General features: G+C 59.1%; 20 protein-coding genes. 16 read left to right on the top strand and 4 right to left on the bottom strand.

Translation table 11 applies throughout. From position 1 onward, the window contains the following. Window positions 1–23: 23 nt before the first annotated feature. From AC0ZWN_RS03490 to AC0ZWN_RS03450, 9 genes are all read left to right on the top strand, one after another. Window positions 24–899, top strand: coding sequence for an SMP-30/gluconolactonase/LRE family protein (locus tag AC0ZWN_RS03490; RefSeq protein ID WP_476334063.1), 876 nt, complete (start codon window positions 24–26; stop codon window positions 897–899). A gap of 270 nt (window positions 900–1,169) precedes the next feature. After that, window positions 1,170–1,988, top strand: a complete 819-nt coding sequence (locus tag AC0ZWN_RS03485) for an SDR family oxidoreductase (RefSeq protein ID WP_476334062.1) — start codon at window positions 1,170–1,172, stop codon at window positions 1,986–1,988. A gap of 136 nt (window positions 1,989–2,124) precedes the next feature. Beyond that, on the top strand, window positions 2,125–3,129 hold the full coding sequence (locus AC0ZWN_RS03480; protein ID WP_476334061.1) for a substrate-binding domain-containing protein: 1,005 nt from the start codon (window positions 2,125–2,127) through the stop codon (window positions 3,127–3,129). A gap of 53 nt (window positions 3,130–3,182) precedes the next feature. Then, window positions 3,183–4,730 carry an L-arabinose ABC transporter ATP-binding protein AraG gene (gene araG, locus AC0ZWN_RS03475; RefSeq protein WP_476334060.1) on the top strand — a complete coding sequence of 516 codons (1,548 nt, stop codon included), beginning with the start codon at window positions 3,183–3,185 and terminating at the stop codon, window positions 4,728–4,730. A gap of 12 nt (window positions 4,731–4,742) precedes the next feature. Beyond that, window positions 4,743–5,711, top strand: a complete 969-nt coding sequence (araH, locus tag AC0ZWN_RS03470) for an L-arabinose ABC transporter permease AraH (protein ID WP_026000669.1) — start codon at window positions 4,743–4,745, stop codon at window positions 5,709–5,711. A 260-nt stretch (window positions 5,712–5,971) separates the two neighbouring features. Further along, on the top strand, window positions 5,972–6,685 hold the full coding sequence (locus tag AC0ZWN_RS03465) for a GntR family transcriptional regulator (protein ID WP_250605987.1): 714 nt from the start codon (window positions 5,972–5,974) through the stop codon (window positions 6,683–6,685). Then, on the top strand, window positions 6,682–7,680 hold the full coding sequence (locus AC0ZWN_RS03460; RefSeq protein ID WP_476334059.1) for an ADP-ribosylglycohydrolase family protein: 999 nt from the start codon (window positions 6,682–6,684) through the stop codon (window positions 7,678–7,680). Before AC0ZWN_RS03465 ends, AC0ZWN_RS03460 begins: the two co-directional genes overlap by 4 nt. Before the next feature lie 203 nt (window positions 7,681–7,883). Further along, window positions 7,884–9,350 (top strand): purine-cytosine permease family protein, encoded by a 1,467-nt coding sequence (locus AC0ZWN_RS03455; protein ID WP_476334058.1) that lies wholly within the window; start codon window positions 7,884–7,886, stop codon window positions 9,348–9,350. Next, on the top strand, window positions 9,343–10,272 hold the full coding sequence (locus AC0ZWN_RS03450) for a PfkB family carbohydrate kinase (protein WP_476334057.1): 930 nt from the start codon (window positions 9,343–9,345) through the stop codon (window positions 10,270–10,272). The genes AC0ZWN_RS03455 and AC0ZWN_RS03450 overlap by 8 nt, the downstream gene beginning before the upstream one ends. 160 nt (window positions 10,273–10,432) lie before the next feature. Here the strand turns inward: AC0ZWN_RS03450 and AC0ZWN_RS03445 are convergent, their stop codons facing one another. The 4 genes from AC0ZWN_RS03445 to AC0ZWN_RS03430 all read right to left on the bottom strand — a co-directional run bounded on the left by AC0ZWN_RS03445 (window position 10,433) and on the right by AC0ZWN_RS03430 (window position 13,118). After that, window positions 10,433–10,690 carry a hypothetical protein gene (locus AC0ZWN_RS03445; RefSeq protein WP_016986009.1) on the bottom strand — a complete coding sequence of 86 codons (258 nt, stop codon included), beginning with the start codon at window positions 10,688–10,690 and terminating at the stop codon, window positions 10,433–10,435. Window positions 10,691–10,734: 44 nt separating this feature from the next. Then, a complete protein-coding gene (locus AC0ZWN_RS03440; RefSeq protein ID WP_007908306.1) occupies window positions 10,735–11,076 on the bottom strand; it encodes a hypothetical protein in 342 nt (113 codons plus the stop codon). Between the two features lie 82 nt (window positions 11,077–11,158). Further along, on the bottom strand, window positions 11,159–12,355 hold the full coding sequence (locus AC0ZWN_RS03435; protein WP_476334056.1) for an MFS transporter: 1,197 nt from the start codon (window positions 12,353–12,355) through the stop codon (window positions 11,159–11,161). 109 nt (window positions 12,356–12,464) lie between these two features. Continuing rightward, complete coding sequence (locus AC0ZWN_RS03430) at window positions 12,465–13,118, bottom strand: HD domain-containing protein (protein ID WP_476334055.1); 654 nt, start codon at window positions 13,116–13,118, stop codon at window positions 12,465–12,467. 228 nt (window positions 13,119–13,346) lie between these two features. Here AC0ZWN_RS03430 and AC0ZWN_RS03425 point away from each other — a divergent pair, with 228 nt between their 5' ends. The 7 genes from AC0ZWN_RS03425 to AC0ZWN_RS03395 all read left to right on the top strand — a co-directional run bounded on the left by AC0ZWN_RS03425 (window position 13,347) and on the right by AC0ZWN_RS03395 (window position 18,141). Beyond that, complete coding sequence (locus AC0ZWN_RS03425) at window positions 13,347–13,826, top strand: GNAT family N-acetyltransferase (RefSeq protein ID WP_093435380.1); 480 nt, start codon at window positions 13,347–13,349, stop codon at window positions 13,824–13,826. 198 nt (window positions 13,827–14,024) lie between these two features. Continuing rightward, window positions 14,025–14,648, top strand: a complete 624-nt coding sequence (locus tag AC0ZWN_RS03420) for a hypothetical protein (protein WP_476334054.1) — start codon at window positions 14,025–14,027, stop codon at window positions 14,646–14,648. Further along, the gene (locus AC0ZWN_RS03415) at window positions 14,645–15,139 is read left to right on the top strand and encodes a PAAR domain-containing protein (protein ID WP_016986005.1); all 495 of its coding nucleotides are present in this window, start codon (window positions 14,645–14,647) and stop codon (window positions 15,137–15,139) included. Before AC0ZWN_RS03420 ends, AC0ZWN_RS03415 begins: the two co-directional genes overlap by 4 nt. 5 nt (window positions 15,140–15,144) lie before the next feature. Further along, complete coding sequence (locus AC0ZWN_RS03410) at window positions 15,145–15,879, top strand: alpha/beta hydrolase family protein (protein ID WP_476334053.1); 735 nt, start codon at window positions 15,145–15,147, stop codon at window positions 15,877–15,879. After that, window positions 15,876–16,406 (top strand): hypothetical protein, encoded by a 531-nt coding sequence (locus tag AC0ZWN_RS03405; protein WP_460409845.1) that lies wholly within the window; start codon window positions 15,876–15,878, stop codon window positions 16,404–16,406. The genes AC0ZWN_RS03410 and AC0ZWN_RS03405 overlap by 4 nt, the downstream gene beginning before the upstream one ends. A 105-nt stretch (window positions 16,407–16,511) precedes the next feature. Next, window positions 16,512–17,501, top strand: coding sequence for a 2-dehydro-3-deoxygalactonokinase (locus tag AC0ZWN_RS03400; protein WP_476334051.1), 990 nt, complete (start codon window positions 16,512–16,514; stop codon window positions 17,499–17,501). Window positions 17,502–17,520: 19 nt separating this feature from the next. Beyond that, window positions 17,521–18,141 carry a 2-dehydro-3-deoxy-6-phosphogalactonate aldolase gene (locus tag AC0ZWN_RS03395; protein WP_460096570.1) on the top strand — a complete coding sequence of 207 codons (621 nt, stop codon included), beginning with the start codon at window positions 17,521–17,523 and terminating at the stop codon, window positions 18,139–18,141.

The raw sequence follows: 18,141 nt of genomic DNA, 5'->3' as shown, positions 1-18,141 counted from the left end.
ACAAGAACAATGGAGACCGTTATATGCCGTGGACCGCCCTGACCCAACACCGCGCCCGACTCGGTGAAGGCCCGTTCTGGGACGCACCGACGCAGGCGTTGTACTGGGTGGACATCGCCGGCAAACAGGCCCTGCGTCTGATCGGCCAGAACGTGCAGATCTGGCAGATGCCCGAACACGTTTCCGCCTTCATCCCCTGCGCCAGCGGCGATGCAATGGTCACCCTGAGCAGCGGCGTCTATCGCCTCGACCTAGATTCCCCGGGCCTCGAACCACGCCTGACGCTGTTCTGCGTCGCCGACCCGCAACCGGGCAATCGCCCCAACGAAGCGCGTTGCGATGCTCAGGGGCGACTGTGGCTCGGCACCATGCAAAACAACATCGGCGAGCAGGGCGAAGATCTGCCGATCACCCAGCGCTCCGGTGGCCTGTTCCGCATAGATCCGGATAAACGTGTTACGCCATTGCTGCGCGGCTTGGGCATTCCCAACACGCTGCTGTGGAGCGACGACGGCACCACAGTCCTGTTCGGTGACAGTCTCGATGACACGCTGTATCGCTATTTTATTCACGCCGACGGCAACCTTGATGTGGCCACTCCCTGGTACGGCCCTGATCAGAACGGTGGCCCGGACGGTTCAGCAATGGATGCCGAAGGCTATGTATGGAATGCCCGCTGGGACGGTAGCTGCCTGCTGCGCCTGACGCCTGACGGCAAGGTCGACCGCAGGATCGATCTGCCTGTCAGCCGCCCGACCAGTTGTGTATTCGGCGGTGAAGACCTGAAAACCCTGTTCATCACCAGCGCCCAGAGCCCGAACAACCATCCATTGGATGGCGCAGTGCTGTCGATGCGCGTGGATGTTGCAGGAAAACTCTGTACGCGGTTTGCTGGTTAAATCCCAAAATATGGGATGCAAAATTATATATTGAGATTATTCGGCAGTCGGGTTTATAGTCGGCTCCAGCAGTAACACGCACTCACACTTAAAAAAACAAAACAGGTGAAGTGATGCAGCGAATGTCTATCGCACTCCCGTGTGGAGTCCGCGTCTCGCAACGGCCCCAAGCTGTCGCGTGCGCTTGCCTGTTTCGTTCCAACCGCCTTCCAGACCGGACATCGGCAGATGCCCGGTTTTTTTGTGCTTGCGAAACAGGAGTCCTGATCCATGGCTGAACCTCTTTCCCTGCCGCCGGTGCCCGCACCGCCGAAGGGCGAGCGTCTGAAAAACAAGGTCGTGCTGCTGACCGGCGCCGCGCAAGGCATCGGCGAAGCCATTGTTGCGGCGTTCGCCTCGCAGCAAGCGAAACTGGTGATCAGTGATATTCAGGCGGAAAAAGTCGAAACGGTTGCCGTGCACTGGCGTGAGCAAGGTTACGACGTGCAAGCGCTGAAGGCGGATGTCTCGCATCAGCCCGACCTGCATGCCATGGCCAAACGCGCCGTTGAGCTGCACGGGCGCATCGATGTGCTGGTCAACTGCGCCGGGGTCAACGTGTTCTGTGATCCGCTGGTCATGACCGAAGAAGATTGGCGTCGCTGCTTCGCCATTGATCTGGACGGCGCCTGGTTTGGTTGCAAGGCAGTGCTGCCGCAGATGATCGAGCAGGGCGTCGGCAGCATCATCAACATCGCCTCGACCCATTCCAGCCACATCATTCCCGGCTGCTTCCCGTACCCGGTGGCCAAGCACGGTTTGCTCGGCCTGACCCGCGCGCTCGGCATCGAGTACGCCGCGAAGGGCATCCGCGTCAACGCCATCGCCCCGGGCTATATCGAGACGCAGTTGAACGTCGACTACTGGAACGGATTCGCCGACCCGCACGCCGAGCGTCAGCGCGCCTTCGATCTGCACCCGCCGAAGCGCATCGGTCAGCCGCTCGAAGTGGCGATGACGGCGGTGTTTCTGGCCAGTGATGAAGCGCCGTACATCAATGCTTCATGCATCACCATCGATGGTGGTCGCTCGGTGATGTACCACGACTGAGCACAGTAGCTTTCACGCGAATAAATCCGTGTGAAATCTAATCATCATACGATATGACTATTGTCAGAAGATTTTGCAGGAACACGCTTTAACGCTTTTCAAACATTGCTCAAAAAAAATAACAAGGAGTCAGCTTATGAAACGTCGTTTCGGGATTCGTACCCTATGCAGTACCGCCCTCGCGGTCACCGCGTTCAGCCTGAGCAGTGCCCTGCTCGCTGCCGACACCGTGAAAATCGGTTTTCTGGTCAAGCAGGCGGAAGAACCGTGGTTCCAGACCGAGTGGGCCTTCGCCGAGAAAGCCGCCAAGGACAAGGGCTTTGAACTGATCAAGATTGCCGTGCCGGACGGTGAGAAAACCCTCTCGGCGATCGACAGTCTTGCTGCCAACGGTGCCAAGGGCTTTGTGATTTGCCCGCCGGACGTCTCGCTCGGCCCGGCAATCATGGCCAAGGCCAAACTCAACGACCTGAAAGTGATTGCCGTCGATGACCGTTTTGTCGACGCCAACGGCAAGTTCATGGAAGACGTGCCATACCTCGGCATGGCCGCGTTCGAAGTCGGCCAGAAGCAGGGCAACGCGATGGTCGCCGAAGCGAAGAAACGTAACTGGGACTGGAAAGACACCTACGCGGTGGTCAACACCTACAACGAACTCGACACCGGTAAGAAACGCACCGACGGCTCGGTGAAATCCCTTGAAGACGCCGGCATGCCGAAAGACCACATTCTGTTCGCTGCGCTGAAAACCCTCGACGTACCGGGCAGCATGGACGCCACCAACTCGGCGCTGGTGAAACTGCCGAGCGGCGCAAAAAACCTGATCATCGGCGGTATGAACGACAACACCGTGCTCGGCGGCGTGCGCGCCACCGAAGCCGCCGGGTTTGCTGAGGCCAACGTGATCGGCATCGGCATCAACGGCACCGACGCCATCGGCGAACTGAAAAAGCCTAATAGCGGTTTCTTCGGCTCGATGCTGCCAAGCCCGCACATCGAGGGCTACAAGACTGCCGAGATGATGTACGAGTGGGTCACCACCGGCAAAGAACCGCCGAAGTACACCGCGATGGACGACGTCACCCTGATCACCCGCGAGAACTTCAAGCAAGAGCTGGAAAAAATCGGCCTGTGGAACTGATGCCGCGACGGCCCGGGCAGCCGGGCCGTTTTTCGGTGTGAAGAGGTGGCTTTATGCACGCGCAAGTACAAACACAAGAACAACACGGCGCCAGCGGCAGCCTGCGCTTCAACGGGATCGGCAAAACCTTTCCCGGGGTGAAAGCGCTGGACGCTATCAGCTTTGTCGCCCATCCCGGCCAGGTTCACGCCTTGATGGGCGAGAACGGCGCCGGCAAATCGACCCTGCTGAAAATCCTCGGCGGTGCTTACATCCCGAGCAGCGGCGAGTTGCAGATCGGCGAGCAGACCATGGCGTTCAAGTCGACCGCTGACAGCATCGGCAGCGGCGTCGCGGTGATTCACCAGGAGCTGCATCTGGTGCCGGAAATGACCGTCGCCGAAAACCTGTTCCTCGGCCATCTGCCGGCCAGTTTCGGTTTGATCAATCGCGGTGCTTTACGCCAGCAAGCGTTGAACTGCCTCAAAGGCCTGGCCGACGAAATCGATCCGCAAACCAAGGTCGGGCGCTTGTCCCTCGGCCAGCGGCAATTGGTGGAAATCGCCAAGGCGCTGTCGCGCGGCGCCCACGTCATCGCTTTCGACGAGCCGACCAGCAGCCTTTCGGCCCGTGAGATCGACCGCTTGATGGCGATCATCGGCCGCCTGCGTGACGAGGGCAAAGTCGTGCTCTACGTTTCCCACCGCATGGAAGAAGTGTTCCGCATCTGTGACGCCGTGACGGTGTTCAAGGACGGTCGCTACGTGCGCACCTTCGACGACATGAGCCAGTTGACCCACGATCAACTGGTGACCTGCATGGTCGGTCGTGACATTCAGGACATCTACGATTATCGCCATCGACCACGCGGTGCCGTCGCGCTGAAGGTTGATGGTTTGCTCGGCCCGGGTCTGCGCGAGCCGATCAGTTTCGAAGCGCACAAAGGTGAAATCCTTGGCCTGTTCGGATTGGTCGGGGCAGGGCGCACCGAGCTGTTTCGCTTGCTCAGCGGGCTGGAACGCAACACCGCCGGACGCCTCGAATTGCGCGGTCACGAACTGAAACTGCGCTCGCCACGCGACGCGATTGCTGCGGGCATTCTGCTCTGCCCGGAAGATCGCAAGAAGGAAGGCATCATCCCGCTGGCCAGCGTCGCCGAAAACATCAACATCAGCGCACGCGGCGCCCATTCGGGCCTCGGTTGCCTGATTCGCGGTCTGTGGGAAAAGGGCAACGCCGACAAACAGATCAAAGCGCTGAAAGTGAAAACCCCGCACGCCGGCCAGCAGATCAAATTCCTCTCCGGCGGCAATCAGCAGAAGGCCATTCTCGGTCGCTGGCTGTCGATGCCGATGAAGGTCCTGCTGCTCGACGAACCGACGCGCGGCATCGACATCGGTGCCAAAGCCGAGATTTACCAGATCATCCATAACCTCGCTGCTGAGGGTATTTCGGTGATCGTGGTGTCCAGCGACCTGATGGAAGTGATGGGTATTTCCGACCGCATTCTGGTGCTCTGCGAAGGCGCCTTGCGCGGCGAAATCAGCCGCGACCAGGCCAATGAATCCAACCTGCTGCAACTGGCTTTGCCGCGCCACCGCGCTGACGGCGTGGCGAACTGAGAGGTGACTATGATGACAACCCAAAACGAAACCCTGCCGAAAGAGCGCAAGCCGCTGGACATGCGACGCTTCCTTGATGACTGGGTCATGTTGCTGGCGGCTGTGGGCATATTCGTTGCCTGCACGCTGCTGATCGACAACTTCCTCTCGCCGCTGAACATGCGTGGCCTGGGCCTGGCGATTTCCACCACCGGGATTGCCGCGTGCACGATGTTGTATTGCCTGGCGTCGGGGCATTTCGACCTGTCGGTGGGCTCGGTGATTGCCTGCGCCGGGGTGGTTGCGGCGGTGGTGATGCGCGACACCAATAGCGTGTTTCTCGGTGTCAGCGCGGCGCTGGTGATGGGCCTGATTGTCGGGTTGATCAACGGCATCGTGATTGCCAAGTTGCGCGTCAATGCGTTGATCACGACGTTGGCGACCATGCAGATCGTTCGCGGTCTGGCGTACATTTTTGCCAACGGCAAAGCGGTGGGCGTGTCGCAGGAATCATTCTTCGTCTTCGGTAACGGCCAGTTGTTCGGCGTGCCGGTGCCGATTCTGATCACCATCGTCTGCTTTCTGTTTTTTGGTTGGCTGCTGAATTACACCACCTACGGGCGCAACACCATGGCCATCGGTGGCAACCAGGAAGCGGCGTTGCTCGCGGGTGTGAACGTTGACCGGACCAAGATCATTATCTTTGCCGTGCATGGTGTGATTGGTGCGTTGGCGGGGGTGATTCTGGCGTCGCGGATGACCTCGGGGCAACCGATGATTGGTCAGGGATTTGAGCTGACGGTGATCTCGGCGTGCGTGCTGGGCGGGGTGTCGTTGAGCGGTGGGATCGGCATGATTCGGCATGTGATTGCCGGGGTGTTGATTTTGGCGATCATTGAGAATGCGATGAACTTGAAGAATATCGACACGTTTTATCAGTATGTGATTCGGGGTTCGATCCTGCTTCTGGCCGTAGTGATTGACCGTCTGAAGCAACGCTGAGTCAAAGGCTACCCTCATCGGAACGCCGCCCGCCCAGCCCTCTCCCAGAGGGAGAGGGGGAAAGGGAGCAGATCTCCTAGCTTTTCAAACCTGAGTTCGACTGGATATTTCAGGTCGATGTAATTGGAATAAACACCTCGATCAGTTCCCTCTCCCTCCGGGAGAGGGCTAGGGTGAGGGGCTTTTGATCCTCCCGCCTTTCGTCACTCTCCCCAAATATTCCTTGCCCGCCCGCACCCGTTTCGGGTATCAATTTGTACATGATTAGACAGGTACGATTTGACAAGAAACAACGGGTAGTCGACGAACTCGTCCGACGCATCGAAAGCGGCCTCATGGAGGACGGCTTTCTGTTGCCCGGCGAACATCAGTTGGCTCAAGAATTCCAAGTCAGCCGAGGCACGCTGCGCGAAGCGCTGGCCGAACTGAAACGGCGCAATTACATCGCCACGCAAAGCGGCGTCGGCTCCATCGTCACTTTCGACGGTGTCGCGCTCGACCAGCGCAGCGGCTGGGCGCAGGCGCTGGCCGACAGCGGCGCGCTGATCAATACCGAAGTGCTGCGTCTGGAAGCCGTGACCCGGCCCGATCTGCTCTCGCGGTTCGGCACTGACCAATTCATTACCCTCGACCGCCGTCGGCGCTCCAACGACGGCACGCTGGTCTCTCTCGAACGCTCTTTGATGCCGGCCACCGGCGGCCTGGAAAGCCTGCCGCGTGTCGGCCTGATCGACAATTCCCTGACCATCACCCTGGCCGCCTACGGCTACATCGGCGAACGCGGTGATCAGTGGATCGGTGCCGAGCCGTTGAATGCCGAAGACGCCGAATTGCTCGGGCGCCCGGTCGGCACCGTTTTCCTCAAGGCGTTGCGTACCACCTACGATCGCCAGAACCGTTTCATGGAGCTGGTCGAAAGCCTGCTCGACCCGGTGCATTTCCGTTTGCACCTGCAATTTGGAGAATCGAAATGACCGCGCTCAACCGTGCCCTTGGTGCTTTCTATGGCCTGGCCCTCGGTGATGCGCTGGGCATGCCGACGCAATCGCTGAACCGCGAAACCATCAAGACCCGCTTCGGCACAATCACCGATCTGCAGGATGCAGGTCCCTTGCAACCCATCGCCGCAAACATGCCCAAAGGCTCGATCACCGACGACACTGAACAAGCCATTCTGGTCGGTGAGTTGCTGGTCGAAGGCAAAGGCCGCATCGAACCGGCGATCCTCGCGCAACGCTTGATCGAGTGGGAAGCCGAGATGCAGGCCAAGGGTTCGCAGGACTTGCTTGGACCGTCGACCAAGCGCGCCATCGAAATGATCCTCGCCGGCCATTCGCCGGAAGAGGCCGGACGCTACGGCACCACCAACGGCGCGGCCATGCGCATTACGCCGGTAGGGATCGCGGTGGATGTTGCCGATCCTCAGCGGTTTATCGCAGCGGTGGTACAGGCCTGTCAGGTCACCCACAACACCACACTGGGGATTTCCAGTGCGGCAGCGGTGGCGGCGGTGGTGTCTGCCGGCATCAACGGCATGGACCTGGGCGAGGCGTTGAACCTCGGCCAGCACATCGCTCAACAAGCGGAATCACACGGCCATTGGGTGGCCGGTGGGCGCATCGCCTCGCGCATCAGTTGGGCGCGCACCATCAGTGTCGATAGCGACAAGGCTTTGCTGGCGGATCTGCTCTATGACGTGATCGGTACTTCGGTGGCGTCGCAGGAATCGGTGGTGGTCTCCTTTGCCCTGGCGCAGCAAGTGGCCGTCGGCGAGATGAGCGCGTTTGAGGCGTTGTGCATGGCCGCCAGTCTTGGCGGTGACACTGACACCATCGCGGCGATTCTCGGCGCCATGCTCGGGGCCTGCCTGGGTCTTGAGAGCTGGCCAGTGCCGATGATCGACACGGTCAAATCGGTTAATCACCTAGAGCTGGAGCCGTTGGTGCAGGGGCTGTTGGCCTTGCGCTGACTGGGCTGACGCTTTCGCGAGCAGGCTCGCTCCCACAGGTACGGCGTGATCCCTGTGGGAGCGAGCTTGCTCGCGAAAGCCGCACCGCGAATTTCGAATTTTTAACCCGCAATGGATCGCGCAGACAGGCCGAGGACGGCCGCGATGTCTTGTCGTTTTGCATCATTGCCACAACCACAAAAAAGGCAAACAGGAGCACCTTCATGAGTTCATCAAACGCCGGGCAGAGCGCCGGGCAACTGGAAACCCGCGGCATCGAACCGGTGCCGGAAGCCGAGTGCAACGGCCACCCGCTGCAACTGTTCTGGGTCTGGTTCGCCGCCAACATTTCCATCCTCGGCCTACCGCTGGGCGCCACGCTGGTGGCGTTTCGCGGGCTGGCGATCTGGCAGGCGATCATCGTCGCGATCATCGGCGCTGCCGGTTCGTTCGCGGTGGTCGGGATCATCTCGATTGCCGGTCGCCGTGGCCGCGCGCCGAGCCTGACCTTGTCGCGGGCGATCTTCGGCGTGCGCGGCAATATCGGCCCGACGCTGGTCTCGCTGATGTCGCGCCTGGGTTGGGAAACCGTCAACACCACCACTGCCGCATTCGTGCTGTTGTCGCTGTGCTCGATTCTGTTCGGCTCACCGGTCGAAGCGAAAAGCGCGCCGATACTGACGCTGATCTTCATCGCGATTTTCGTGCTGCTGACTCTGTCGGTATCCGGCCTCGGCCATGCGACCTTGCTGGTGATCCAGAAGTGGGCGACCTACGTGTTCGGCGCGCTGAACATTCTCGTCGGTGGTTTCCTTTGCGCGACCATCGACTGGAGCGCGGTATTCAACGCCACGCCGGCGCCGATGAGCGCAATGATCATCGGTATCGGCACCATGGCCGCGGGCACCGGCATTGGTTGGGCCAACGCTGGCGCCGACATGTCGCGCTATCAGCATCGCAGCGTCAAAGCCGTGCGTTTGGTTGCATCAGCAGCGTTCGGTGCGGGCATTCCGCTGGTGCTGCTGATCACTCTTGGCGGTCTGCTCTCGGTGGGTAACAACGACCTCGCCTCGGCGACTGACCCGATTGTTGCAATCCGCGACATGCTGCCAACCTGGATGGCCGTGCCGTACCTGATCACCGCGTTCGGTGGCTTGTTGCTCTCGAACAACCTGTCGGTGTACTCCGCCGGTCTGACCACGCTGACCCTTGGCCTGAAGGTCAAACGCGTCTACGCCGTGGTAGTGGATATCGTCGCGATCTTCGCCGGTTCGATCTACTTCATGCTGATCGCCGACAGTTTCTACGGCCCGTTCATTACCTTTATTTCCCTGCTGGCGGTGCCGATCACCGCGTGGGTCGGGATCTTCGTCGTCGACCTGATTCACCGTCATTACTACAGCCCGAAAGACCTGCTCGACGTCAGCCCGAGCAGTGCCTACTGGTATCACGGCGGCATCGAGTGGCGCGCGTTCGGCGCCTGGGCGATTGCCATCGTCCTTGGCTTCAGTTTCACCACCATTGGCACCACTACTGAAAACGTCTGGTTCAAAGGCTTCCTGTCCGACTCTTGGCTGGGCCACAACGGCCTCGGCTGGATCGTGACCTTCGTGGTCGCCGGTGGCATTTACTTTGTCCTCGGCGGGGCGAAAGACCGCCGCGCCGCGCAAACCGAGAATGCTCATGCCTAAGATGTTGCACACCGGCCAGGTCATCATCGACTTGGTCATGGCCGTGGATAAGCTGCCGCAGATTGGCGGTGACGTGCTGGCGCAGTCGGCCGGTTTCGAAGCAGGCGGCGGGTTCAATGTGATGGCGGCAGCGGTGCGTAATGGCCTGCCGGTGGTTTATCTCGGTCGTCATGGCACTGGGCGTTTCGGTGATCTCGCGCGTCAGGCGATGAACGCCGAGGGGATTCACATCGGCATTCGCCAGCCTGCGCAGCGCGACACAGGGTTGTGTGTGGCGCTGACCGATGCGTCGGCCGAGCGCAGTTTCATTTCCTACATCGGCGCTGAAGGTGAGGTGACGGCGGAGGATCTGAACAGCGTTGCGGTCGAAGCGGGCGATTACGTTTATCTCAGTGGCTACAGCCTGTTGCACGAAGGCAAAGCGCAGGCGTTGCTCGACTGGACATTGGCGTTACCGGAGTCGATCAACGTGGTGTTCGATCCGGGCCCTTTGGTGGAATCGCCGGACTCGCCGATGATGCAGGCGTTGCTGCCGCGAATCGATGTGTGGACCAGCAACAGTGTTGAGGCGTTGCGCTTTACCGGGGCTGAGGACATTGGCGCAGCGCTGGATCGCCTCGCTGAGCACCTGCCCAAAGAGGTGCTGATGGTGGTGCGTGACGGGCCGCAGGGTTGCTGGATTCATCAGCGCGATGAGCGTCGGCATGTGCCCGGGTTTGCGGTTAAAGCGGTAGACAGCAATGGCGCCGGTGATGCCCATGCCGGGGTGTTTGTCGCCGGGTTGGCGCAGGGTTTGTCAGCGCATGAAGCCGCGCGGCGGGCGAATGCGGCAGCGGCTATTGCGGTGACTCGCTGGGGACCGGCGACATCGCCGGGGGCGGCTGAGGTGGATGCGTTTATCCGCGAGTCCGGTGGCGCTTGATTAATAGCTTTCGCGAGCAGGCTCGCTCCCACATTTGAAATGTATTCCAACGTGGGAGCGACGGTGCGACGATTCGACTTGCTCGCGAAGGGGCCATTAGTTTCAACACAAAATGCAATGCTGGACACCGCTCGCCGCATCGGCAACGAGCGGCCGCAGACTACTGCAGATCCAGCTTGCGCGCCGCTTCAACGCCAGCCGCACTGAGCTTGATCGGCAGGTTCAACGAATGTTCGCCAGCCTCGTTGCAGGTCACATGCCCGTGGTGAATCAGTCCACGATCCTGCAAAGCGGCGAGGGCGCTGGCCACGACCTTCTCGCCCCGGTAATTGTCCAGCACCTCCTTGCCCAGTCCACTCGGATGGGCGTGCAGCAGGCGGGTGAGGACTTCTTTTTCCAGGTTTTTATCGACGTTCATGGTTACCTCTTCATTGGATTGAACAGGACGCTCGCGTCGGCGAACTACTGACCGGAGCCTTCGGAACCGGAGCCACCGGTGGTGGTTTTCGAGCCGACGCCGGGGCCCGCGTTGTCTGGCGTGGCGGGGGCGTCGGGGGTGTTCATGCCGCCCTGCCGGCCCGGGTCGCTGCCCTGAGTGCGCGGGTCGGTGCCGGTGGCGGGAGGCTGATTGATCAAGGGCACTCCCGAGCCATCGGTATTCATACCGGGAGCACTGTTGATGGCGGGGGCGCGTGGTGGGGTCGGGTCGGTAGGGCCGGTGCCCGCAGCGGTAGCGGATGCTGCGAAAACTGCAGGGCAGAGCAGGGCGCTGAATACAAAAGCGGTCAACCTTGACGGGATCATAGGGCTTCTCCAGTGATTGGAATCCTTACCTGTCGTTGGTCTGCCCAGTGATCGGATTGGTGCCTGATCAGCGACGAACGGTCTAGGTTGCCTGCGCGGCTTTCAGACTGATCCGCCGCCAGAGCAAGCGGCCAAGGGTAATCAGCCAGTTGGCCAACGCGACGATCAATACCGTCAAAAGCAGCGTGCTCATGCCCTGCTCAACGATGATTTTCCCGGCCAATAGCGGGAAACCAAACACGCCGATGAAGTACGAAAGACTGAACAGCAACAAGGCCTGCGATGTAGTACCGGCCGGTGCTTCGTTGGCCGCCAGGCCGTTGATCACCGAATAGGTCAGGCCATAACCGACGCCGAGCGTCAGCGCCGCTAACAGATAGCTGAATCCGCTGTGCACACCGAACGCGAACAGCACAATCGAACCCAGCATCAGCCCCGACAGCAGGCACGACGCGCGCAAAGGATCACGCTTGACGACATATCCGGCGATCAACATCCGACTGCTGATTGCCGCGCTCATGAAGCCGAGAAAAAATAACGAATAATCCAGCGAGCGGGCGGCGGCATAGCTGGTCTGAAAGCTCGACAATCCACCGAATACGCAACCGCCGAGACCAACCATGATGATCGGAAACAGCGCACGCGAGCCGAGCACTTGCGTGGTCGCTTGCCAGCTGATTTTTGCCGCTGTCGGGGTCTGCGTGCTTTTCAAACGAGCACCCAGCTGCCAGAACAGCAGCACCCCGATCAGGCTTGCCAGCGCCGCCAGATAAAACGCCGAGGTCACTGGCAAGCCCAGCGCACTCGCTGCCCGTCCGAGTAAAGGGCCGCTTCCGATCCCGGTCATCATGCTGCCCGACAGCAGCGCGAAGTACTTGGCGCGCTGCGCCGGGGTCACCAGACTGGCGACGATGATCGGCCCCAAGGTATAGAAAACGCCCCAGCCCAAACCCAGCAGCAAACCGAAAACCAATAACAGATGACCAAACCCTGGCGTCAGCGCAAAGCCCAGACTCGCCGCGACCAGCAACAACCCGAACACTGCAATTGAGCGCGCCGCCCCGAGCCAGTCCGACAGATGCCCGGACACCAGCACCGCCACAAACGTACTGAGCATCGCCGCCGAAATCACACTGCCGGCATCGTGCTCATTGCCGCCGCGAGAACTGATCAACAGTGACAATAAAAACGTCGAGCCGTAAGGCAGCGACAGCAGATAACTGGCGAGGCAGAACAGGCCGAACAACTTGCCTGAAACCTTGGGTGTTACTTGCGACATGAAGTGAATCCTTAAGCGGAAAAATTCAGCGTCATCTGTTTAACACGTCAGGCAGGCGGCTTAGGTCTGAGCTTGGCGAAGTCAGGATCACTGCACGCCGGAGTAATGCTCAAGCGAGGCCGATCTCTTCCTTGAACTGCTCCATGAATCCCTTCAGGCGCAGATGACGGACCTGCGCAAGACGCTGGCCGGCGGTGGTCTGGAAACCGTCGGCGAGGTGCAGCAGTTTGGTCTGGAAATGATCGAGGCAAAAACGCGTGTCATCGTAATCGCGTTGTTTCGCTTCGGGATCCTGCGGGTCGTAGAGCGCCGAACCCATGCGCCCGGCGATGTAGAAAGTGCGGGCGACGCCAAGCATGCCGAGTGAGTCGAGCCGATCGGCGTCCTGGACGATTTTCGCTTCGAGGGTGAGCGGGGTGATGTTGGCGGAGAAACTGTGGGCTTCGATGGCGTGGGCGACGGCGGCGATTTTTTCTTCGGACCAGTTCAGATCGGCCAGCACTGACGAAGCTTTATCTGCCGCCAGCCGCGAAGCCTGCGAACGCAGTGGCGAGTTCTTCTCGACGGCGACGCAATCGTGCAAGAGCACGGCGGCCAACAACACCTCAAGATCGCCGCCTTCTTCTGCTTGCAGCGTACGCACGTTATGCCAGACCCGCTGCAAGTGAGCGAGGTTGTGAGCGCCGTCGTCTGATCGCTCGAGGGCGTGGGGCAACAGGGCTACTGCGAGTGCCTCTACGGGGGTAAAAAACGCTGGGTTCATGAGCATCCTTTCAGATTGTCGAAGTCCCTGTGGGAGCGAGCTTGCTCGCGAAGGCGTCCTTACAGTCACTTGCATTGTTGAATGACAGAATGCTTTCGCGAGCAGGCTCGCTCCCACAGGGAACTGCAGTGTTTGCAACATTGCGCAGGGTAATGTGTGTTTTGCCATGTGACGAGCGCCGCTCACCACCTTAGTATGGCGTTTTCCTTTTTCCGACAAGGCCCGTCCATGACGATCGAAATCCGCCCGGCGACCCCCAGCGATGCCCCGCAAATCCTCGCCTTCATCACTGAACTCGCCGATTTCGAAAAGGCCCGTCACGAAGTCATCGCCAGCGTTGCCGACATCGAACGCAGCCTGTTCAGCGAAGGCGCCACCGCCCACGGCCTGATCTGCCTACGCGACGGTTTGCCAATCGGTTTCGCGGTGTTCTTCTTCAGCTATTCGACCTGGCTCGGCAGCAACTGCCTGTACCTCGAAGACCTCTACATCACCCCCGAACAACGCGGCGGCGGTGCCGGCAAAACCTTGTTGCGTCACTTGGCGAAAATCGCCTGCGATAACGACTGCGGCCGCTTCGAATGGAGCGTGCTCGACTGGAACACGCCGGCCATCGAATTCTACAAATCCCTCGGCGCACAACCCCAGGAAGAGTGGGTGCGCTACCGCATGGATGGCCAGGTCCTGCGTGAGTTTGCCGAGGGCTGATCACAATGATGGCATTGCGGTGCTAATTCGATTGTCGCCAACGCTCTAGTCCGGCATTCTACGCGCCATTTTTGCGCGCTCACGGACGACACCTGCAATGCCTCTGGCACAATTTCTCCACGCCCGTGGAGCCTTCGCTGCGTCAACGAGTGACCAGCGATGAGCGGACTACGGGCGACAATGCGTCTGTAGGGCCTGGTGAAAAACTCAGGCTCGAGCGACAACCCCAAGCGGCAACCGGTCGACATTCTCTGCACCGTCAATCGTACGGGCGGCGAAGCCATTCGTGCGTTCGTGTCACCGCTCGATGCCGAGTTGATGAGGCGCAGTGCCGGGCTTGACGATTACCGTGTGATACCGCTGCGCACTTTCGATCCAACGGCGTTTATCGACGCCCATCAAGGCTGGCTGATGCTGCACATTTGCTGTGGTTTCGTCGCCCCTGCCGGGCATTCGCTGCTCAAGGACGGCGGGTTGATGCCGATGGGCTGGTACGTCTATTCCGAGATCGGCCAGTGGACGGCCGAACATCATCTGGACCTCGGCACACAAATGGCCGATTTGCTGCAATCGACTTACGAACGCAATCACCTGCGCAACTACAACGCCTGGCTCAACGAGCTGGATGACGCGACGCCTGCCGAGCTGGCATGGCATGTCGATCAAGCCTGGCAACATCTGCAAATCGCTACATCCCCCGACAGCCGTGAACACTGCCACGCCCTGTTCGACCCCGTCGACAACCGCTGGCGCTTCGCCGCGACCGATGTCGATCTCCACCAGCCGCACCCGGAACCCCTGAAGCAAGGAGCTTTGAATTGAGTGGTAAACCCGCTGCACGCGTCACCGACCCGACCGCCTGCCCATTGCCAGGGCATGGCACCAACCCGATTGCCTCCGGCTCGCCGAACGTCTTCTTCGACGGCCTCGCCGCCGCGCGCATGACCGATAAATCGGCGTGTGGCAGCCCGATTACCGGAGCCGTTTCCGGCACCGTTTTTATCAACGGCTTGAATGCCGCCACGCTCGACAGCACCGGAGGCCACGGCAATGTCGTGGTGGGTGGCTCGGGGACGGTGATTATCGGCCAGAGTGGCGGAGGGGCAGCGTTTAGTGGGCTGTTGCCGATGCCGGTGCATTTTACGGACAGGTTGCAAGTGGTTAACGAGGCGACTGGCGAGCCTATCCCCGATCATCCGTATGCGATCCAGCGAGGTGATGGGCGCATAGAACATGGCATCACCAATGAGCAGGGCTTTACCCATATGGTGAGTTCTCACTTGGCTGAAACTATTAAATTGTTTGTAGAGTGATCGAAATGGAAGTCGAAAATCCTGCACTCAGAGACTGCAAAACTGAAGTGGCTGGCCATGAGTTGACCTGCAAGACTGACCAGAGCGTCAAGCAAGTTACTGTCAAAGTGAAAAAGGTAACCGTTTTCTTTATTGGCGGTGCTGGGGATAAAGAGGAGTATTATCAGAATGAACCTCCTCATCATAACGTGCAAAATGCGTGGAATCAGTTGTCGAACAGACTGTCTCCGGAACAAAAGCTCGACGTTAATTTACCTTATATAAGCTATAAGGATGTTCGCGGTGAGAAGGATATCGAGAAGTATGTAATACGCCCGTTAAAAGGTGATAAGACGGTTTATCTTGTGATTGTTGGTCATAGCCTTGGGGGGTGGAATGGTGCACATTTGACCTCGATTTTGAAAGAACGAGGTTATACAGTCAAGATGTTGGTAACACTCGATCCTGTTGGCGGTGGTACAGGTGTATGGATGTTCTCTGATATCTATTTTACGACGCCAAAGCCCGTGGCAGATTACTGGATAAATATATTGGCATCCCCCAAGGAAAAAGACGATTCAGATACTGTTGCCAGTTTGGGAGAGCGCTGGATCATGAAATCTGGACCGAATATAAATGAGGCGGTCAGTGCGAATCACCGGCAAGCAGGTATGCTGTTCGCCTCCAAACTTCAAAGTGGAAAGTCTGCGTGCGATATAGTTTATGAGCGAGTGACTGAATATTTGGAATCGAAAAAATGATACGACTATTTATTGTGCTGACGATGCTTCTATGTAGTTCTTGTGCCAAGCGGTCGATTCTTCCTGATACCGAGATTGAATTCATTTCTGTCGCTACAGGGGGCGATAGTTTGTCTTGGAGTGTTCGCTTTAGTTCGAAGACCGATGTGTTGAATTTTTTTAAGGATGCGACGGGAGAAACACAGTTGGGTGAAACATTGTTTTGCTCTCTGGATAAAGAGCTTGAATTTGAAAACTCCGATAAATTGACTAATTATTTTGTTGGTAATCTTGTTGAGGTTGACGCCGATAAGTCTGGTTTAGACCATATTTATACGTCTAGATTGTCCGCAGTGAGAAAGGAGGATGAGGGCGTTTCAAATGTTTTCATGAGCGCGGAAGAACTGCTGGCATTATTAAATGAACGTAACGCCGTCTCTTGCAGAGTGTTTACCTCAGCTTACTCATTCGGGGGATACTATTCGAAGTCAATGCTGATTCCAGCAACTGACCTCGTACACGTCATTGAACAGCAGCGCGTGCAATGATTGCTTTATCCCATAATGTGGGATGCAAAATTACATATTGAGATTTCCCGTCTGAGAGGTCTATAGTCCGTCGCACTCACTGCCAAAAACAAAACAGGTGAAGCGATGCTGGCGCAATTGATCGCGCTCGACTGGGGTACGACCTCATTACGTGCTTACAAACTCGCGGCGGGCGGTGTGGTGCTGGAGCAGCGCGCGCTGTCGTCCGGGATCATGCAGTTGCCCAAGACCCCGCGAGTCATCAACGGTCGCGAATGCGCCGATGGTTTTGAACTGGCCTTCGATGAGGCGTGCGGCGACTGGCTTGATGCGCAGCCGAATCTGCCGGTGATTGCCTGCGGCATGGTCGGCAGTGCACAGGGCTGGCGTGAAGCAGCCTACTGCGAGACGCCGGCGAACGTCGCCAATCTCGGAAACTCCCTACAAACAATTGTCAGCCTGCGCGGCACCCGCGTGCATATCGTGCCGGGTGTGATTCAGCGTTCGCGTCTGCCGAATGTGATGCGCGGCGAAGAAACCCAAGTGCTCGGCGTGCTGCAGAATCTGCCGATTGAGGCGGGTGCTGATCTGTTGATCGGCCTGCCGGGCAGCCACTCGAAATGGGTGGATGTGGTCGATGGCTGCATCACTCACTTCGACACGTTTATGACCGGTGAAGTGTTCGCCGTTCTCAGTGAACACAGCATTCTCGGTCGTACCCTGAAGCAAGGTGCGACGTTCGATGCTTTGGCGTTTGACCGTGGTGTGCAGGTTGCTCTGTCGGCGGACGGCGAACTCGGCGTGCTGTCGACGTTGTTCAGCGCCCGTACCCTGGGCTTGACCGGCGAACTCAGCCCGACCGAGCAGGCCGATTATCTGTCCGGCCTGATGATCGGCCATGAGCTGGCGGCGCTCGCCACGGTTCAGCGACGTCGTCGCAACAACACGAATCTTCCTTCGATCATCCTCATCGGCAACGCGCAGCTCTGTGCGCGCTACAGCCGCGCCCTCGACGCCTGTGGTTTCGCCAGCGTGAAGCTGGCCGAACAGGCCACCGAGCGTGGCTTGTGGCAACTGGCGCTGGCCGCCGGACTGATCGATTCCTCATCCCGTTAACCCTGACTGGAGGCCTGACATGCTCAAGCAAGCATTGGCGCAAAACGGTCTGATCGCGATCCTGCGGGGACTGCATCCGCAGGAAGCCGCCGCTGTCGGAGAAGTCCTGTATGCGGCCGGATTTCGCGTCATCGAAGTACCGCTCAATTCCCCGTCGCCGTACGAAAGTATCCGCATTTTGCGTACGACCTTGCCCGCCGATTGCCTGATCGGTGCCGGCACGGTGTTAACCCCGGCACAGGTCGAGCTGGTGAAAGAAGCCGGCGGCCAAGTGATTGTCATGCCGCACAGTGACGCCAAGGTCTTGCGTGCGGCGAAAGCGGCGGGGCTGTTTCTGTCGCCGGGTGTTGCGACGCCGACCGAAGCCTTCGCAGCGCTGGCGGAGGGCGCGGATATTCTCAAACTGTTCCCGGCCGAGCAGATGGGGCCGGCAGTCGTCAAAGCCTGGCTCGCAGTGTTGCCGACGGGAACGGTACTGGCGCCGGTCGGCGGTATTACACCGGACAATATGCAGGCGTTTATCGATGCCGGTGTAAAAGGTTTTGGCCTCGGTTCCGGACTGTTCAAACCGGGCATGACGCCGGAGCAAGTGGCGCTGAACGCCAAGGCCTACGTGGCTGCTTGGAAGGCCCTTCGCTAA

It is taken from the genome of Pseudomonas sp. 3B-A001-10F, from assembly GCF_056313565.1.
Note: the sequence above shows the minus strand (reverse complement) of the source record. Positions and strands in the feature narration are given on the sequence as shown.